The organism is Flavobacterium aerium (genome assembly GCF_030766725.1).
Lineage (GTDB): Bacteria > Bacteroidota > Bacteroidia > Flavobacteriales > Flavobacteriaceae > Flavobacterium > Flavobacterium aerium.
On the sequence record NZ_JARQWR010000001.1, the window covers coordinates 353228 to 370420 of the forward strand.

The 17193-nt window shown below is 34.5% G+C and carries 17 protein-coding genes and 1 tRNA gene; 11 read left to right on the forward strand and 7 right to left on the reverse strand.

Going from position 1 to position 17193, the window contains the following annotated elements; translation table 11 throughout:
* Positions 1-61 precede the first annotated feature (61 nt).
* The 5 genes from dnaE (at position 62) to P6733_RS01705 (ending at position 7394) form a co-directional block, all read left to right on the forward strand.
* Complete coding sequence (gene dnaE / locus P6733_RS01685; protein WP_306349846.1) at positions 62-4564, forward strand: DNA polymerase III subunit alpha; 4503 nt, start codon at positions 62-64, stop codon at positions 4562-4564.
* Positions 4565-4668: 104 nt separating this feature from the next.
* A complete protein-coding gene (trxA, locus tag P6733_RS01690) occupies positions 4669-4986 on the forward strand; it encodes a thioredoxin (RefSeq protein WP_306349847.1) in 318 nt (105 codons plus the stop codon).
* A gap of 140 nt (positions 4987-5126) precedes the next feature.
* Positions 5127-6053, forward strand: a complete 927-nt coding sequence (locus P6733_RS01695) for a DUF58 domain-containing protein (protein WP_306349848.1) — start codon at positions 5127-5129, stop codon at positions 6051-6053.
* Positions 6054-6141: 88 nt separating this feature from the next.
* Positions 6142-6215: transfer RNA gene (locus P6733_RS01700), tRNA-Asp, on the forward strand.
* A 261-nt stretch (positions 6216-6476) separates the two neighbouring features.
* The gene (locus P6733_RS01705; RefSeq protein ID WP_306349849.1) at positions 6477-7394 is read left to right on the forward strand and encodes a DMT family transporter; all 918 of its coding nucleotides are present in this window, start codon (positions 6477-6479) and stop codon (positions 7392-7394) included.
* Here P6733_RS01705 and P6733_RS01710 read toward each other — a convergent pair.
* Positions 7350-7850, reverse strand: a complete 501-nt coding sequence (locus P6733_RS01710; protein WP_306349850.1) for a DUF456 domain-containing protein — start codon at positions 7848-7850, stop codon at positions 7350-7352. The genes P6733_RS01705 and P6733_RS01710 overlap by 45 nt on opposite strands.
* Positions 7851-7929: 79 nt before the next feature.
* On the opposite strand from P6733_RS01710, the gene P6733_RS01715 reads away from it, so the two are divergent.
* A complete protein-coding gene (locus P6733_RS01715; RefSeq protein ID WP_306349851.1) occupies positions 7930-8412 on the forward strand; it encodes a hypothetical protein in 483 nt (160 codons plus the stop codon).
* A gap of 12 nt (positions 8413-8424) precedes the next feature.
* Here P6733_RS01715 and P6733_RS01720 read toward each other — a convergent pair whose 3' ends face one another.
* Complete coding sequence (locus P6733_RS01720) at positions 8425-9375, reverse strand: hypothetical protein (protein ID WP_306349852.1); 951 nt, start codon at positions 9373-9375, stop codon at positions 8425-8427.
* Between the two features lie 23 nt (positions 9376-9398).
* Between P6733_RS01720 and ruvC the strand changes: the two genes are divergently transcribed.
* The 5 genes from ruvC to P6733_RS01745 all read left to right on the forward strand — a co-directional run bounded on the left by ruvC (position 9399) and on the right by P6733_RS01745 (position 13182).
* Complete coding sequence (gene ruvC, locus P6733_RS01725) at positions 9399-9950, forward strand: crossover junction endodeoxyribonuclease RuvC (protein ID WP_306350032.1); 552 nt, start codon at positions 9399-9401, stop codon at positions 9948-9950.
* 62 nt (positions 9951-10012) lie between these two features.
* Complete coding sequence (gene hemW / locus P6733_RS01730; protein ID WP_306349853.1) at positions 10013-11146, forward strand: radical SAM family heme chaperone HemW; 1134 nt, start codon at positions 10013-10015, stop codon at positions 11144-11146.
* Between the two features lie 21 nt (positions 11147-11167).
* Positions 11168-11932: a cyclase family protein gene (locus P6733_RS01735; RefSeq protein WP_306349854.1), complete on the forward strand. Its 765-nt coding sequence runs from the start codon at positions 11168-11170 to the stop codon at positions 11930-11932.
* Positions 11933-11988: 56 nt separating this feature from the next.
* Positions 11989-12354 (forward strand): MmcQ/YjbR family DNA-binding protein, encoded by a 366-nt coding sequence (locus P6733_RS01740; protein ID WP_306349855.1) that lies wholly within the window; start codon positions 11989-11991, stop codon positions 12352-12354.
* A gap of 39 nt (positions 12355-12393) precedes the next feature.
* Positions 12394-13182, forward strand: a complete 789-nt coding sequence (locus tag P6733_RS01745) for a PH domain-containing protein (protein ID WP_306349856.1) — start codon at positions 12394-12396, stop codon at positions 13180-13182.
* Positions 13183-13234: 52 nt separating this feature from the next.
* On the opposite strand, the gene P6733_RS01750 is transcribed toward P6733_RS01745, so the two are convergent.
* The 5 genes from P6733_RS01750 to P6733_RS01770 form a co-directional block, all read right to left on the reverse strand.
* Positions 13235-14335, reverse strand: a complete 1101-nt coding sequence (locus P6733_RS01750; protein ID WP_306349858.1) for a DUF4407 domain-containing protein — start codon at positions 14333-14335, stop codon at positions 13235-13237.
* A 126-nt stretch (positions 14336-14461) separates the two neighbouring features.
* On the reverse strand, positions 14462-14947 hold the full coding sequence (locus tag P6733_RS01755) for an energy transducer TonB (RefSeq protein WP_306349859.1): 486 nt from the start codon (positions 14945-14947) through the stop codon (positions 14462-14464).
* A 92-nt stretch (positions 14948-15039) separates the two neighbouring features.
* Positions 15040-15483 (reverse strand): energy transducer TonB, encoded by a 444-nt coding sequence (locus P6733_RS01760; RefSeq protein ID WP_306349860.1) that lies wholly within the window; start codon positions 15481-15483, stop codon positions 15040-15042.
* 32 nt (positions 15484-15515) lie between these two features.
* Positions 15516-16820, reverse strand: a complete 1305-nt coding sequence (locus tag P6733_RS01765; protein ID WP_306349861.1) for a M56 family metallopeptidase — start codon at positions 16818-16820, stop codon at positions 15516-15518.
* Positions 16817-17188 carry a BlaI/MecI/CopY family transcriptional regulator gene (locus P6733_RS01770; RefSeq protein ID WP_306349862.1) on the reverse strand — a complete coding sequence of 124 codons (372 nt, stop codon included), beginning with the start codon at positions 17186-17188 and terminating at the stop codon, positions 16817-16819. Before P6733_RS01770 ends, P6733_RS01765 begins: the two co-directional genes overlap by 4 nt.
* Positions 17189-17193 lie beyond the last annotated feature (5 nt).

A 17193-nucleotide genomic window follows, 5' to 3' on the forward strand; every position in this document is an offset into this window, starting at 1 on the left:
AAAGAGAAAATTTCTGAGTTCTCAATACCCTTAGAAGATAATAAACTCCTTACTGTTAGCTATGTACTTGATTTTTGACACCGAAACTACCGGATTACCTAAACGTTGGGATGCGCCTATTACGGACACTGACAACTGGCCTCGTTGTATACAAATTGCTTGGCAATTGCATGACGAGATGGGTAATTTAGTGGAGCATCAGGATTATTTAGTTAAACCAGATGGGTTCAATATTCCCTATGATGCAGAACGTATTCACGGAATATCGACGGAATTAGCAGAAGAAGGAGGAATAACTTTACAAGAGGTTTTAGAGAAATTCAATATTGCCTTAAGTAAATCCAAATTTGTAGTGGGACAAAATGTAGGATTTGACGTCAATATCATGGGCGCTGAATTTTATAGAATGGGTGTGGACTCTCCTATGGCTACAATGCCAGTTTTGGATACCTGTACCGAAGTAACGGCCGAACTATGTCAATTGCCAGGAGGACGTTTTGGTAAATTTAAATTACCAACCTTAACGGAATTACATCAATACCTATTTCAAGTTCCTTTTGCTGAAGCGCACAATGCAACTGCCGATGTTGAGGCAACAACCCGTTGTTTTTTAGAGTTAGTTCGTAGAGAAGTATTTACCAAAGAACAATTAGATGTTCCAGCAGGGTATTTTGAAGATTTTCAAAATAGAAACCCCAGAGAAGTTCAGCTTATTGGATTAAAACATATTAATCTAAAAGCAGCTTCAGATGAAGTAAGAGCAAGATTAAAACAACAAGAAGGCGGTTCTATTTCGAAGGAAGAAATTGGAATTAATAAACAAGAGCTTGAGAAAGCTACTTTTGCCCATTTACATAACCATACACAGTTTTCTGTTTTACAATCCACGATTAGTATTGTTGATTTAGTAAAAGCTGCCGCAAAATATAAAATGCCTGCCGTAGCTATGACCGATCATGCAAATATGATGGGTGCTTTCCATTTTGTGAGCAATGTTTTGAATCACAATAAAGGAGTAGAAGCAAGAAACAAAGAAATCATTGAAAAAGGAGAAATTCCAGAAGAAACGATTATCAAACCAATTATTGGTTGTGAGTTTTTTGTCTGTGAAGACCATAAAGATAAATCAAGAAAAGATAATGGATATCAGGTTGTTCTGATGGCAAAGAACAAAAATGGATACCATAATATTGCTAAAATGTCCTCCATTGCCTATACACAAGGATTTTACTATGTGCCTAGGGTAGACAAAAAAGTAATAGAACAATATAAAGAAGATATTATAGTATTATCGGGAAATCTCTATGGAGAGATACCGAATAAAATATTAAATATTGGAGAGAACCAAGCAGAAGAAGCATTGCTTTGGTGGAAAGAACAATTTCAGGAAGATTTCTACATAGAAGTAATGCGTCACGATCAAGAAGATGAAAATCGTGTGAATAGTGTTTTGGTTTCTTTAGCAAAAAAACACGATGTTAAGCTTTTAGCTACAAACAATACATACTACATCGATAAGGAAAATGCAAATGCGCATGATATCTTATTGTGTGTAAAAGATGGGGAGAAACAAGCTACGCCTGTAGGACGTGGACGTGGATACCGTTATGGGTTGCCAAATCAGGAATACTATTTCAAGTCGCCTGAGGAGATGAAGAAGCTCTTTTATGATCTACCCGATGCAATTACAAATATTCAGGAAGTAGTTGATAAAATTGAGATTTATAATTTAGCCCGTGAAGTCCTGTTACCAAAATTTGACATTCCAGAAGAATTTGTAGTTCTAGAAGATGAAGCAGATGGAGGCAAAAGAGGAGAGAATAAATTTTTAAAGCACTTAACATTTGTTGGTGCAAATAAACGATACAAAGAAATTACTTCTGAAATTCAAGAACGTCTAGATTTTGAATTACTAACCATTGAGAAAACCGGATATCCGGGATATTTCTTGATTGTACAGGATTTTATTGCAGAAGCACGAAATTTAGATGTTTCGGTAGGGCCAGGACGTGGATCGGCGGCAGGATCGGTGGTGGCCTATTGTTTAGGAATTACTAATATTGACCCAATTAAGTACGATTTGCTTTTTGAGCGTTTCTTGAATCCTGACCGTGTATCGATGCCCGATATCGATATCGATTTTGATGATGAAGGTCGTGGACGTGTTATGGATTACGTAATTAATAAATATGGAGCCAGTCAAGTGGCACAGATTATTACGTATGGTACCATGGCAGCAAAATCATCAATCCGAGATACTGCCCGTGTATTAGATTTGCCTCTATTTGAAGCGGATCGAATTGCAAAGCTTATTCCAAATATGAAGCTGGATAAGATATTCAATTTAGATAAAGATAAATTGAAAGCCGCTTTACGGGCAGACGAATTTGAGAAAGTTGAAGAATTGATTGCGTTAGCCCAAGCCGATGATTTGGGTGGAGAAACAATTCAACAAGCTATAATATTAGAAGGATCATTACGTAATACAGGAATTCATGCCTGTGGAGTTATTATTACTCCCGATGATATTACAAAATTCGTACCTGTAGCAACAGCAAAAGACTCCGATTTATACGTGACCCAGTTTGATAACTCGGTGGTAGAAAGCGCAGGTCTGTTGAAAATGGACTTCTTGGGTCTGAAGACCCTTACCTTGATAAAAGATACGGTAAAACTGGTAAAATACCGTTTGAACATCGATTTAGATCCTGATGAATTCCCTATTGATGATGTAAAGACCTATGAGCTTTTCCAGCGTGGAGAAACCGTTGGTATTTTTCAATATGAGTCCCCGGGGATGCAGAAGTACATGAAAGATCTGAAACCGACTGTTTTTGGAGATTTAATTGCGATGAATGCCCTATATCGTCCGGGACCACTGGAGTATATTCCTAGTTTTGTACGCCGTAAAAATGGTGAGGAAGAAATCATTTACGATTTAGATGCCTGTGAAGAATACTTAAAAGAAACCTATGGAATTACAGTTTATCAAGAGCAAGTAATGTTGTTGTCGCAAAAATTGGCAAACTTCTCGAAAGGGGATGCCGACGTTTTGCGTAAAGCGATGGGTAAAAAGCAAAAAGAGGTACTGGATAAAATGAAATCCCGTTTCATTGATCAGGCAGTAGCCAATGGACATGCAGCAGACAAATTAGAGAAAATTTGGAAAGACTGGGAAGCTTTTGCGAGTTATGCCTTCAATAAATCACACTCTACTTGCTATGCATGGATTGCTTATCAAACAGCCTATCTAAAAGCACACTATCCCGCAGAATATATGGCGGCAGTACTTTCAAATAATATGAATGATATTAAACAAGTATCATTCTTTATGGAAGAATGTAAGCGTATGGGATTACAAGTATTAGGACCTGATGTAAATGAATCGTTCTACAAGTTTACGGTAAATGAACACTATGCGGTACGTTTTGGAATTGGAGCTGTAAAAGGAGTGGGGATGGCGGCAGTAGAAACTATTGTTGCAAATAGAAAAGAAGGGAAATACAAGTCTATTTTCGATTTATCCAAACGAATCGATTTAAGAGCAGCAAATAAAAAAGCATTTGAAAATTTAGCCTTAGCAGGAGGATTTGATTCCTTTTCACTAACGCATAGAGCACAATATTTCCATGATGAAGGAGATGGTGTTACATTTTTGGAAAAAGCCATCCGATATGGATCAAAATTTCAGGAAAATGAGAATTCATCACAAGTAAGCCTTTTTGGAGAAAGCAGTGAAGTTCAAATTCCTGAGCCCGTAGTACCACCTTGTGAAGAATGGAGTACGATGGAAAAATTAGCAAAAGAAAAAGAAGTAGTAGGAATTTATATCTCTGGACATCCATTAGACGATTATAAATTTGAAATGAAATATTTCTGTAATGCGAAACTCGATGCACTGAAAAATTTAGAATTACACGTAAATAAGAACCTTACTTTTGGAGGAATTATTACAAACGTTCAGCATAGGGTGGCAAAAAATGGAAAAGGATGGGCAACCTTCATGATTGAAGGATATGATGAATCCTACGAATTTAGAATCTTTGGAGAAGAATACTTAAAATTCAGGCACTTTTTAATCCAGAATAATTTTACCTATATGAAAGTACTGGTAAAAGAAGGATGGACAAATGCAGAAACCGGTAAAAAAGGAGAGCCGCGACTACAGTTTATGCTGGTTCAATATTTGCAGGATGTATTGCCTACATTCGCGAAAAAATTGATTATTCATATGAATATTACCGATTTAAGCGATCAGTTAATAGAACGACTGTATAGTGTATTCCAGATGCATCAAGGAGATAATAATGTTACTTTTGAAGTAATGGAGCTTGAAAAAGTGGTGAAACAAATTGAAACCAAGAATGTTATTGAAGTCAATGCAGAAGAAGGTAATTTTGATGATACAGGAATTGAAGATGCCGTTGTAAATGTAGAGACCGAAGTAGAAGAAATCAGAATAGTGACCCGACTGAGTATGCCGAGTAGAAAATTAAAAATTAATATTTCAAACGAGTTATTACAGGAATTAGAGAAGTTACAGATTAATTTTAAACTGAACTAAATTGTATTTCGTGATGACGGTATAATCAAAACTGATTTCTGAACCCTCGAAGATTCAAAATAAATCAGTAATTTTGTAGAACGATAAATTAAAAATAAATAAAAATGGCATTAGCAATCACAGATGCTACTTTTGAAGAAGTAGTATTGAAATCAGATAAACCAGTAATGGTTGACTTTTGGGCAGCATGGTGCGGTCCATGTAGAATGGTAGGTCCAATCATCGATGAAATCAGCACTGAATACGACGGTAAAGCTGTAGTAGGAAAAGTTGATGTGGATGCAAACCAAGAATTTGCAGCAAAATACGGTGTGAGAAATATCCCAACAGTATTAGTTTTCCATAATGGAGAAGTAGTAGCAAGACAAGTTGGTGTAGCTCCAAAACAAACGTATGCTGACTCAATTGAAGCATTATTATAATCGATAGATTATAAAAAACATAAAAAAGTCCCGATATCCATCGGGACTTTTTTATTTATAGTCCGTTCAGTATTTACAAATACAAATTGGTTTACGATTTGGTATATTGTATAATTAATTAAAATGAATACTTTTATAGTATGAAGATTGATGACCAAATACAGAAAATTGCTAGTTTCCAACATTTAGAATTATTAGCCAGTCAAGTAGTGGAAGGTTTTATTTCAGGAATGCATAAAAGTCCTTTTCATGGATTCTCAGCAGAATTTGCTGAGCATAAAGTCTATAACAATGGAGAGAGTACAAAACATATCGATTGGAAGCTATTTGCAAAGACAGATCGGTTATATACTAAACGATACGAAGAAGAGACCAATCTAAGATGTCACTTAATTGTAGATAATTCCTCCTCGATGCATTATCCTAAGTTAAAAGAAGGAGCGCCATTTTATGAAAGTAAGATCGGATTCTCTGTTTTAGCTTCGGCTGTATTAATGAATCTACTCAAAAAACAACGAGATGCGGTAGGTCTAAGTGTGTATTCTGATCTATATGAGTATTACGCTTCGGAAAAAGGAAGTGATCGTCACCATAGGATGTTACTAAATGCCTTAGAGAATATACTAACAACTCCAAAAGAAACAAAGAAAACAGATACGATTCAATTCCTACATCAGATTGCAGAGAAGATGCACAGACGATCTATGATCATATTATTTACAGATATGTTTCAGTCGGAAAATGAAGAAGCACTCTTTAATGCACTACAACATTTGAAACATAACAAGCATAAAGTAGTTTTATTTCACGTGATTGATCAGAAAACAGAGGTCAATTTTGACTTTGATAACGCTCCAAAGAAGTTTATTGATGTAGAAACAGGAGATGAGGTCAATTTATTTGCGGATAATGTGAAAGAAATTTATGAAAAATCAGTCCAATCCTATTTCAAAAAGATAGCCTTGACCTGTGCCCAATATGGAATTAAGTACGTTCCAGTCTCAGTTGGTGAAAATTTTGAAAAAATAATGACGACATATTTAATTGAAAAACAAATGTTTGGCTAAAATCATAAAAAAAAATTAATTTTTTTTGCAGAAAATGCTTGCGTAACTCAAAAAGTGTGGTATCTTTGCACCGCAATAAAGGCGAAACGGTTTGGTAGTTCAGTTGGTTAGAATACATGCCTGTCACGCATGGGGTCGCGGGTTCGAGTCCCGTCCAGACCGCTAAAATTGGGATAAAGCTTTCCGAGTAATCGGGGGGCTTTTTTTGCCCTAAAATATTTAAAAGTAGTTGTGTTGTTTAGGTACGAAAGTACCAGGTTTAGTAGTTAGACCAATGAAAAGCTTTCCACTCTTGTGGATGGCTTTTTTGATTTTACACCTCTCAAATAAGTTATTCTACGAATAATTTTATAGCCTTTATTACACTCATGATCTTCTTTATTTCCTTCTAGGATTTGTACTCCCCATCTAATTGAATAACTAATGAAAAATCCCCGTCTAAGTCTAATTATTGGTATTGTCTCAATTTCAATTTTTCCAATATTAGTAAAATGGGTGCCTGTTTCAGGAATGACATCAGCATTCTATAGAATGGCGATTGCTACTGCAGTGATAATTCCAGTAGTATTATGGAAAAAAAGCCTACAGAAGCCTTCTTTGAAGGTTATGGGGGTAATTGCTTTGTGTGGGCTGTTGTTCGGTTCGGATATCGCCGTGTGGAATATCGCGATTCAACAATCTAGTGCAATTCAAGCAAGTCTATTAACGAATTTAGCGCCCGTTTGGGTAGGACTAGGAACCTTCTTCTTTTTGCCGAATAAACCCAACAGCAATTTTTGGATTGGAATGGTATTCGCGTTATCAGGAATGGTAATATTAATGGGGGTAGATGTTTTTATCAATCTATCTTTTGATCTCGGCTTTCTTTTCGGAATACTCTCCAGTATATTTTATGCATCCTACCTGTTAATCAGTAAGACAGTATTAGACAAAATCAATACGATAAGTTTTATGACTTATAGCATGTTGGTTTCTACGGTATATTTAGGGATTGCATGTTTTTTTATGGATGAACCATTCAGTGGTTTTACAACACCTGTTTGGGGTATACTAATTGCACAAGGTTTGATTTGTCAATTATTAGGTTGGTTCTCTTTAAATTATGCCGTGCAGAAATTAGGTGCAAACAAAGTATCCTTAAGTTTGTTGAGCCAAGCATTAGTTACAGCAATTCTAGCGTGGTTTCTTTTAAATGAAGAAATTACAATGCAAATGCTGTTAGGAGGAGCAATCATCTTAATCGGTATCGGAATAACATTTCAAAAGAAGACATTATTCCCAAAACGTACTCCAGCTTTAAAACCAGATATGTCGAAATTGCCAAACTTTAATAAGGAATAGCCCTAAAAATGCAGTGCAAACAACGAAGCTTATAAAAGTAGACGCCAAAAAGCCAATGAAAGACCCTGTGGCAGCTTTTAAGGCTCTTTTTTGATCATGAGCATCAAAGTATAATTCCCCTAGATAAGCTCCGATAAAAGGACCTAGAATGAAACCGAACGGAACAGGAGCAAGTAATCCAACGATTAATCCAATATTGGTTCCCCAAACACCATATTTGCTACCTCCAAATTTTTTGGTGCCCTGAGCCGGAATGACATATTCTAAAACCGAAATGAAAATGGTTATACCCAATGTAATTCCGAGTGTCCACCAATCCATTGGAACGGATTTTGTTAAATACAATAAAAGTAAGCCAATCCAGCTTAAAGGGGCTCCTGGTAAAACAGGTGCAAAACTGCCAACGATTCCTAGAATCATACAAATCAAGCCAGCAATGAGTAGTACATATTCCATGAAATTAATTTTTATTACTTTTGGACATTAAAATAGTATCTTTAAAAATTAAAGGTCAAGCATAAGTTACGACACGAATATGAGAAAAATATTTTTAATATTGTTTCCAATTTTATTTTTTATACCTTCTTGTCAATATTTTGAGAAACCTGTTCCCTCTGAAAAGGAATTATTACAAAAGGAATTGAAAAGTATTAACTGGAATGAGGTCGATGAATTCCCTTCTATAGATTCTTGTAATGCCATTGATGATAAAGTACAACGTCAACAATGCTTCTTTGCTTTTCTAACCGAAGCAATTCAGGAAAAATTAAGCACAGATACACTATCAATCCTTTATCCAGATATTGATACGATTCAAGTTAAAGTTACTGTTTTTCCAGATGCCAGTATTAAATTTGAACCAATGTTTCCAAAAGATTCTGTGAAATATGACAAAATCAAAATGGATTCAATTCTCCTTTCTCGATTGTCGGATTTTCCTAAAGTACATCCTGCTTTAAAACGTGGGATTCCCGTGAAAACACAATTTATACTTCCTGTAATTCTGGCGGTAGAATAACAACAGGCTTTTTTAAGTCTTTTTTAAACGGAAACTTAATACGTAATAACTTCCAATCAGTGAAGGTAATACCACGTTTAGGAACCAAATAAGTGTAGTGATGAATATTACAATCCATTCATTTACATGAAGTAATCCAAAGAAATAAATAGCCACACCACCTTTTACAGCAAAATCTAGAAACTGAAAAGTAGGCAAAGCAGAGCTCAAAAAGAATACTCCCATGATGGTAAAGAGCAATAAGAAATAAGGGATCTCAACATCAAAAAACAAGAACAATAGATAGTATTGATGCATGATGATGAGGTATCGGAGTAATGCATAAAAAGCCGTTTTCTGATGAATAAGCTTTGGTATTTCCTGAAGCTTCTCGTAAGCCTTGTGTAAAGAATAACCTTTGATGGTAATCTTTTTGGTGAAAAAAAGGAACAATCCCAATCCCAATATAATAGTAACAACAATAAAGAATGATTTCTGATTGTTCTGTTGAAAATCTGGGAAATGAAAACTCAATACAATCAGACCTATTATTCCTATAATGGAAGCGAAAACTACCTGCATTCCATTGCCAATGAAATTCAAGAAGATGATTGTCTTGGTATATTTTTTATCATAAAACAAAGCTTTGGCACCATATTCTCCAATCCCGTTGGGTGTGAATATAGAAGCTGTTAAAGCTGCTAAAACCTGCTGGGTTGATTTGGCTAAAGAGATAGGATGAATGTAAGAGGCTAAAGCTTGCCATTTTAAAATCTCAATGAATCGATTTAAAAAGGTCAGCAATAAGATTAGTAGAACTCCTGTAATGGATTTTTTTTTATCGAATTGATCTAAAAATCGACTCCAGTCCAATTGATCATTTGTAGACAATTGCCTGTAGATAAAATAAAAAGAACCGCCAACAATTAAAAGTTTGGCGAGTAGTATCAAGAATTGCTTAGCTTTGTAGGGTATAGAAAACATTGCTGCAAAATAAAGGAAATAAATTGACTACTGAGCGAATCATATTAGGAATTGATCCCGGAACCACTATTATGGGATTCGGACTGATCAAAGTTGTGAAAAAGAAAATGGAATTTATTCAGTTGAACGAGTTGCAATTGAGTAAATATGATAATCATTATATTAAATTAAAACTCATTTTTGAACGTACAATTGAGTTAATTGACACACATAATCCCGATGAAATTGCGATTGAAGCCCCATTTTTTGGGAAAAATGTACAATCAATGCTTAAGTTGGGAAGAGCCCAAGGAGTAGCAATGGCTGCAGGTTTGTCTAGAGGGATTTCAATTACAGAATACGAACCTAAGAAAATAAAAATGGCAATTACTGGGAATGGTAATGCAAGTAAAGAACAAGTAGCAAAAATGCTTCAAAATCTTCTAGGTTTGAAGGAATTACCAAAAAATCTAGATTCAACTGATGGATTAGCTGCTGCGGTATGTCACTTTTTTAATTCAGGTAAAACAGAAATCGGAAAAAGTTATACTGGATGGGATGCCTTTGTAAAACAAAATCCCGGTAAAGTCAAATAATATAAAGTGATACAAGAATCACAAATATAAAATTCCCTAAGTTTTAAATTTCCAACGCTATCATGAGTGGTATTTATATCCATATTCCTTTTTGCAAGCAGGCATGTCACTATTGCGATTTTCATTTTTCGACTTCAATGAAGCATAAATCGGAAATGATTGATGCTATAGCTAAAGAATTAAAGCTTCGCAAAAAAGAGTTTGAACAAGAAACGGTTGGAACAATTTACTTTGGTGGAGGTACTCCCTCCGTTTTATCCATAGAAGAAATCAATTTCTTAATTGATACAGTCTACAAGAACTACAAGGTTACAGAAGACCCAGAAATCACATTGGAGGCTAATCCAGATGATTTATCTACAGATAAAATAAAAGAGTTGGCTAATTCCCCTATTAATCGATTAAGTATCGGAATCCAATCTTTTGATGAAGAAGATTTGAAAATGATGAATCGAGCACACAATGCTGAAGAAGCAAAACGCTGTTTAGAAGAGGTAGTGCAGTATTTTGATAATGTTTCGATCGATTTGATTTATGGGATTTCTGGAATGACGAACGAACGATGGAAGGAAAATGTAGAAAAAGCATTATCCTTTGCTATACCCCATATTTCAAGTTATGCCCTAACAGTTGAGCCCCAAACGGCATTATCCAAATTTATTCAGAAAGGAATAGTTTCCGCACCAAAAGATGAGGTAGCAGAAGCACATTTTGCTATTCTGGTAGAAATGCTAGAAGCAAATGGATTCATACATTATGAACTTTCCAATTTCGGAAAAGAACAGTACTTTTCGAAGAATAATTCCGCCTATTGGTTGGGAAAAAAATACTTAGGCATTGGGCCATCTGCTCATAGTTATGACGGTGTTTCGCGCAGTTGGAATATTGCTAATAATACCTTGTATCGCAAAGCTATTGATAAAGAGGAACTTCCAAATGAAGTTGAGGTTCTCTCAGTAACAGATCGATATAATGAATACATTATGACCGGATTACGAACCATTTGGGGAGTATCCTTAGAACGCATTGCGATTGAATTTGGTGAAACCTATTTAGATTATTTAGAACAACAATCCCGAAGATTTCTCGAAGACGAATTATTATTTGTAGACCAAGATGTACTCCGAGCTACTAAAAAAGGAAAGTTCTTAGTAGATGGTATTGCAAGTGACTTATTTTTGATAAATTTGGAGTAATTCAAATTAAAAAAATAATAGTTGAAAGCTCAAATCCAACACCACGATAAACGTTTTGAAATTGATTTTTCAAAACCACTTGACATTTCTATTCCCTTAATAAATTCAGAAGCCAATCCGATTGCATGGTATATCGATGCACCTAAAATTGAACCCGTTCGTTTTGGAGAATGGGTTGGGAAAGTAGGTGAAGGTTCCTCAACAAATTTCAATAATATATTTTTTAACCCACACGGGCATGGCACACATACAGAATGTTTAGGGCACATTACAAAAACATTCTATAGTATCAATCAATCATTGAAAACGTTTTTCTTTACGGCACAATTGATTTCTGTTACGCCAGAAGTTCACGGGGAAGATTTGATTATTACTCAAAAACAAATTGAGCAACTTTTAGGTAAAAATGCACCAGAAGCATTGGTGATTAGAACGCTCCCAAATAAAGAAGAAAAACTCCATAAAAAATATTCACATACAAATCCACCCTATTTAGAAGAAGCTGCTGCACAATACATTCGTGAAACTGGAATTCAACATTTATTGATTGATTTACCCAGTGTAGATCGGGAAGAAGATGAAGGACGATTAGTCGCACATAAAGCCTTCTGGAATGTGAAAGATGTAATGAATGTAAATGAAGATGCCCGATTTTATGCAACAATTACAGAGATGATTTTTGTGCCTGAAGAGATTGAAGATGGAGACTATTTCTTGAATATTCAGATTGCTTCTTTTGAAAATGATGCATCACCTAGTAAACCAATTTTATATAAAATAATGTAATCTAAAAAATAGGTTTACATTTGAGAGTAAGGAACTATAGGAAAATCATAACTATTATGAATATAGAATCATATTTTGAGTATTGTTTGTCTAAAAAGGGAGTAAGTGAACACTTTCCTTTTGATGAGAACACATTAGTATTTAAAGTAGGCGGAAAAATGTTTGCTTTATCCTCCTTGATGAATTGGGAAAATGGGACCCCATCGGTCAATTTGAAATGTGATCCCGAACGAGCAGAAGAACTACGAGGAGAATACAATGATATTAATCCAGGCTACCACATGAGCAAAGTACATTGGAATACGGTACATTTAAACGGCGATGTGCCCGATCGTTTTGTACGAGAATTGATAGACCATTCCTATGAATTGGTTTTTAAAAGCTTGACAAAGAAAATTCAGGCTGAAATAGATGCCCAATAATCAGTTTTTACTAAATTTGTTTACTATTTAAATATACTAATGAAAGAACAATTTAAAAAATTCCTAAACGAAGAGCAAGATCCAAAAGCAGTGGAGAAAATTACAACAAAGCTCAATGATTTGTTAATGAAAAATGAGGAAATCTACTATATTGGAGTTCAAAAGAAACCCGCTCTTACGGTTTTTCCGGATAGCATTGTTCTAACGAATAAAAGAATTATCATCTGTAAGCCAAAGAATTTAGGATTATCGATGGATTTCACAGACTATACTTGGGATGATATTGCAGGTGCTTTTGTGAAAGAAAATATATTAGGATCTGATTTTTCATTTACCACAAAAACAGATTTGACCATTTCGATTGACTATATCCCAAAAACTCAAGCTAGAAAAATCTATACTTTTGCAAAAGAGCAATTGGAGATTTTAAAAGAGGGAGGAAATTTAAACCAACCGATTATAGAAGAAGTTAAAAAACCAGAAGATACAATTAGCTTTTTAATTGACGATGTAGAAGAAGAGGAAGAGCCAATTGTTGCTGAAACTATAGAAGAAACTCCAGAAGCAGGATTTTTTATTGAAGAAGTAGAAGTAGAAGAAGTGCAAAATTTTGCGGAAATCATTCCTGCGCAACAACCGCGCTTTTTAGTAGATGAGCCTGTAATTCCAAAACAAGAATCAAGTACAAGTAAAGATCGTTCTTTAGGAGAATTATCTCAGGAAGAGCTATTTGATAAATTACAGAATTATAAAAAATTATTGGATAATGGATTAATTCTTCAAGGAGAATATGATGCATTCAAGAAAGAGATATTAAGCTATATGTAATAGCTGATGTGATATAAAAAAAGCCGAACGATATCGTTCGGCTTTTTTTATGTTATAAAGTTCGCTTCTGTTTCTCTACAAAACTTTCAGCTTGTAATTCCAATAATTCCGTTGCCTTTTTGCGCTGGAGATTGTATAAATTTTTATCCTCAGCAATATCAGCATATACTTTATCATGCATGGAAGCGCTAGTTTTGACTAATAAGTCACGTTGGTATTTATCCTGCGCTAGTGTTGCTTTAAGTGCTGTTTCAATATCTTCCAGTTTGAAGTCATATTCACTTTTTGGAGATAATAATTTAGCAATAATAGGAGACGTTTCAATCGCTAAAAACAAAAGCATGATGAAGAAAGAAGGCAGCCAAGGCAGTTTGTCCAAGGCATTGATTCGAGCCATTAATCCATCAAATTTATCAATTACAGGCTGACCTTCCGTTATTTTCTTGGATAAATCCGTCTGTAGCGAAGCGGCAGTTTTTTCTTTTTCCGTTATTTTTAAAAGATTGTCTTTTCGTAAAGTTTCCAATTCGGCCAAAGCCGCATTATGTTTTTCTCGTTTTTCTTTAAAAACAGGACCCTTGCCAAGTTTCATAGTACCTTTTGTACCTTCTGCTTCGGTAATATACGTTTCGTAAAGGGCATTAACTTCTTTTTCTTTGTTGGTAATTCCCTCTTTCAGTGCTTTTATTTCAGCATCATTCTTAGAAACATCTGCGTTAAAATATTGTGTGATTTGTTTCTTATTGGCAGCAGCCAAGTTGTTTTTTTCCTGTAATAAAACCGTGTCAATCTCTTTTTGGAATATTTTAATTTCCAAAGGTTTAGAAATTACAATGGCGATAATTACAGCCAAAGCAATTCGCGGTGTCGCTTGAAGAAATTCACTCCAAAAACTATCCCTTTTACGGATTGTAGAAACGATGAAACGATCAAGATTGAATATTAGCAATCCCCAGATAAGTCCAAAAAAGATGGAAGTGTATACATTGTCAAAGACAGTATAAAGTGCGTAAGAAGCCGCGATGAAAGCCATTACAGCTGTGAAGAACACAGTTGCGCCTATACCGGCAAATTTGTTTTGTTCCCCATTGGAACATGTGTCAATCAGATTCCTGTCGGCACCTGAACACAAGATGAAAAATTGTTTGAACATGATTTTGATTTGATTTGATTGATGATGATGATTGTGCAAATTTAACGCCAATTTTTTAATTATGTTGTAAGATGCTGATACGTTTTGTTTTAGGGTGTCATTTATGCGGTGTTTATAAGGCGAATATTATTGTTTTTTCTCAGAATTTATTTTGATTGGTACGATAAATTCTGTTCGTACGGATTTCCCATTAAGCTTAGCAGGAATCCATTTCGGGCAGTTTTTCATCACACGAATTGCTTCTTCTCCAGTTCCATAGCCAATATCACGGATTACTTTGATATTCGTTAGAGAACCATTTTCTTCCACGATTAAGGATATAAAAATGGACCCTTTTATTACGTCACCACTATTCTCAGGCATTTTAAAGTTTTTGTCAAAATATTTTAAAAAACTGTTATTTCCTCCAGGAAAACTTGGCGGTGTATCTACACTAGTTACGGTATAGGTATCATTAGTTTTTAGAGCTTCAACTGGGCCTGTTTTTGCAGTATTATCATCATAAGCATCATTCTTTAGTTTTACGACCTCAATGATTTTGTTTTCTTGAGCATGAGCGTGAATACAAAAAAGAAATGCTGGAAAGAAGAATTTAAGAAGACGATTTTTCATAATGATTTTAGGATTAGATTATTATGTGAAAATACAAAAAAAACCACTCGGCTACGAGTGGTTTCAATATGATAGTATGAAAATAATATGTACTAATTAGATATATTAATTGTGATTGGAAGAGTGAATTTCGTGCGAACTACTTTTTTTTCAACTTCACCCGGAATCCATTTTTCAGCATCTTTCAATACTCTGATAGCTTCTTGCCCAGTACCACTACCTAAGTCTCTAATGGTTTGAAAATGACTTAATGAGCCATCTTTTTCGATAATAAAACTAATGATGACTTGGCCACCTACAGTTACTTCTTTTGGGATTATGTAATTTTTTGCAATAACCTTATAGAATTGAGCAATCCCTCCTGGATATTCTGGCTGTACAGTTAAATTTTTACTTTCAATATAACTGTTTTCCCTTCCCGATTTTTTCTCCGCTTGTGCAAAAGTTGGTATACAGGATAAAAAAAATACCGCAATCAATGAAGCAAATGTAATCTTATTCAAGAAAGAGCTTTTATAGTTTAAATTTTGTGTCATTGTATTTTTTTGAGTAATAAATAGAAAGCGAATTATTTTACATTTAATTTAATTGGCAAGGTGTAGACAACACGTACTTTGTTTTTTTTAATCATACCAGGTGTCCATTGTTTAGAAGTTTGTGAAACTATATCGATAGCTTCTTTTTCTAATGATTTAGGAACTTCTGTAATACATTTAACATTAGATAAAGTCCCATCTTTTTCTACAATAAAACTAACAATGATTTTGGTTTTGTTAATGACACTTTTCTCGATGTCTTTTGGAATATTGAAATTTTGAGCAACATATTTATAAAACTCAGACATCCCTTTTTTATACTCAGGATACACTGTTAGTTTGTCTACTGTGTATAGTTTTCTTCCTTCAGTCTCTGGCGGTGGCGGTGGCGGTGGTAATTGTTCTGATGGCGGTGGCGGTGGCGGAATGTCAGATTCAGAATTCGAAACTTTTTCTTTAGTTGCTTTTTTAGTCTTTTCCTGAGCTGTGATTTCAGTACAGAATAAAAGGACTAGACCGAAGCATAATGGCAATAAGATAGCTTTTTTAAATAATGCTTTGTAGGCGGGGGTTGTCTTTGTCATCATTGTAAAACGTTTTTTTGTGATTAAAAAATTTAGATTACTTGTAACAGAAAATACAGGTTTCCAAGTGGCTTTTTCTAATAATAATGTTTGATAGGAAGGAACATTGTTGTGAGAATGCACTACTTTTTCATCTGCTAAAAACTCATGATTTAGCTGAATCGCAGTTTTAAAAATATAGAGTAACGGATTGAACCAGAAAATGACTTTTAAAATTTCAATAAATAACACATCATACGTGTGTTTTTGTATGACATGTGTAAGCTCATGGGTATACAATTCTTCTCGAATTGCTTGATTCGTATAACCCTCTTTGTTTAAGAATATATAGTTTAGAAAAGTGTAGGGTAATATGTTTTCGGGTACTAAAATTAAAGTTGATTCATGGAATTGTTCGGTTGTATTGTTTTTAATTTTGGTCTTAATCTGGATTAAATTACGAACAAAACGAAATAATAAGATTGCTGTAATACAGCCATAAATACTCCAAAGTAAAAAGGATGCATAATCGTTTGTGTTTCCAATAACCAGTTCGGGTAACTGAATAGATTTTACTATTTTTCCGGTAAAGACTCCTGAAATATTAGGATTGTACATTTCAAAATGGAAAAAGGGGATTGCCAATGAAAATAAAATACTAAACAGTAAGTAAAAACGATTGAAGCGATGCATTTTCTCTCGTTCTAAAACCAGATAATACATTGCTAAAAACAGCCCTAAACTGAGGGTTGATTTTATTAGAAAGTCTATCATTTTTGTTTCTTTTTAATTTCTTTATTGATGATTTGTTGAAGTTCTTCCAGTTCAGCAGTAGACAAATTAGTTTCTGTAGTAAAGAAAGAAGCAAATTGTGAAGCGGAATTATTAAAGAAATTTTTAATGAGTCCGTTAACGTGTTTAGAGAAGTAATCTGATTTTTTGATCAGAGAATAATATTCTCGTGAGTTCCCAAACGTATTGTAAGCCACCAAATTTTTATCGATCATGCGTTTTAATAGGGTAGCGATCGTTGTGGGAGCTGGTTTTGGTTCGGGATAAGCATCTAATAAATCTTTCATGAATGCTTTTTCCAGTTTCCAAAGATGTTCCATTAATTGTTCTTCTGAATTTGATAATTGCATAGTCT

Coding starts and splice junctions, on each gene's coding strand:
- P6733_RS01720 (WP_306349852.1), bottom strand. CDS start 9,375: ATGTTTTCTATACCCTACAAAGCTAAGCAATTCTTGATACTACTCGCC.
- hemW (WP_306349853.1), top strand. CDS start 10,013: ATGAGTGGTATTTATATCCATATTCCTTTTTGCAAGCAGGCATGTCAC.
- P6733_RS01740 (WP_306349855.1), top strand. CDS start 11,989: ATGAATATAGAATCATATTTTGAGTATTGTTTGTCTAAAAAGGGAGTA.
- dnaE (WP_306349846.1), top strand. CDS start 62: ATGTACTTGATTTTTGACACCGAAACTACCGGATTACCTAAACGTTGG.
- P6733_RS01705 (WP_306349849.1), top strand. CDS start 6,477: ATGAAAAATCCCCGTCTAAGTCTAATTATTGGTATTGTCTCAATTTCA.
- P6733_RS01760 (WP_306349860.1), bottom strand. CDS start 15,483: ATGACACAAAATTTAAACTATAAAAGCTCTTTCTTGAATAAGATTACA.
- P6733_RS01715 (WP_306349851.1), top strand. CDS start 7,930: ATGAGAAAAATATTTTTAATATTGTTTCCAATTTTATTTTTTATACCT.
- P6733_RS01695 (WP_306349848.1), top strand. CDS start 5,127: ATGAAGATTGATGACCAAATACAGAAAATTGCTAGTTTCCAACATTTA.
- trxA (WP_306349847.1), top strand. CDS start 4,669: ATGGCATTAGCAATCACAGATGCTACTTTTGAAGAAGTAGTATTGAAA.
- P6733_RS01770 (WP_306349862.1), bottom strand. CDS start 17,188: ATGCAATTATCAAATTCAGAAGAACAATTAATGGAACATCTTTGGAAA.
- P6733_RS01745 (WP_306349856.1), top strand. CDS start 12,394: ATGAAAGAACAATTTAAAAAATTCCTAAACGAAGAGCAAGATCCAAAA.
- P6733_RS01750 (WP_306349858.1), bottom strand. CDS start 14,335: ATGTTCAAACAATTTTTCATCTTGTGTTCAGGTGCCGACAGGAATCTG.
- P6733_RS01755 (WP_306349859.1), bottom strand. CDS start 14,947: ATGAAAAATCGTCTTCTTAAATTCTTCTTTCCAGCATTTCTTTTTTGT.
- P6733_RS01710 (WP_306349850.1), bottom strand. CDS start 7,850: ATGGAATATGTACTACTCATTGCTGGCTTGATTTGTATGATTCTAGGA.
- P6733_RS01765 (WP_306349861.1), bottom strand. CDS start 16,820: ATGATAGACTTTCTAATAAAATCAACCCTCAGTTTAGGGCTGTTTTTA.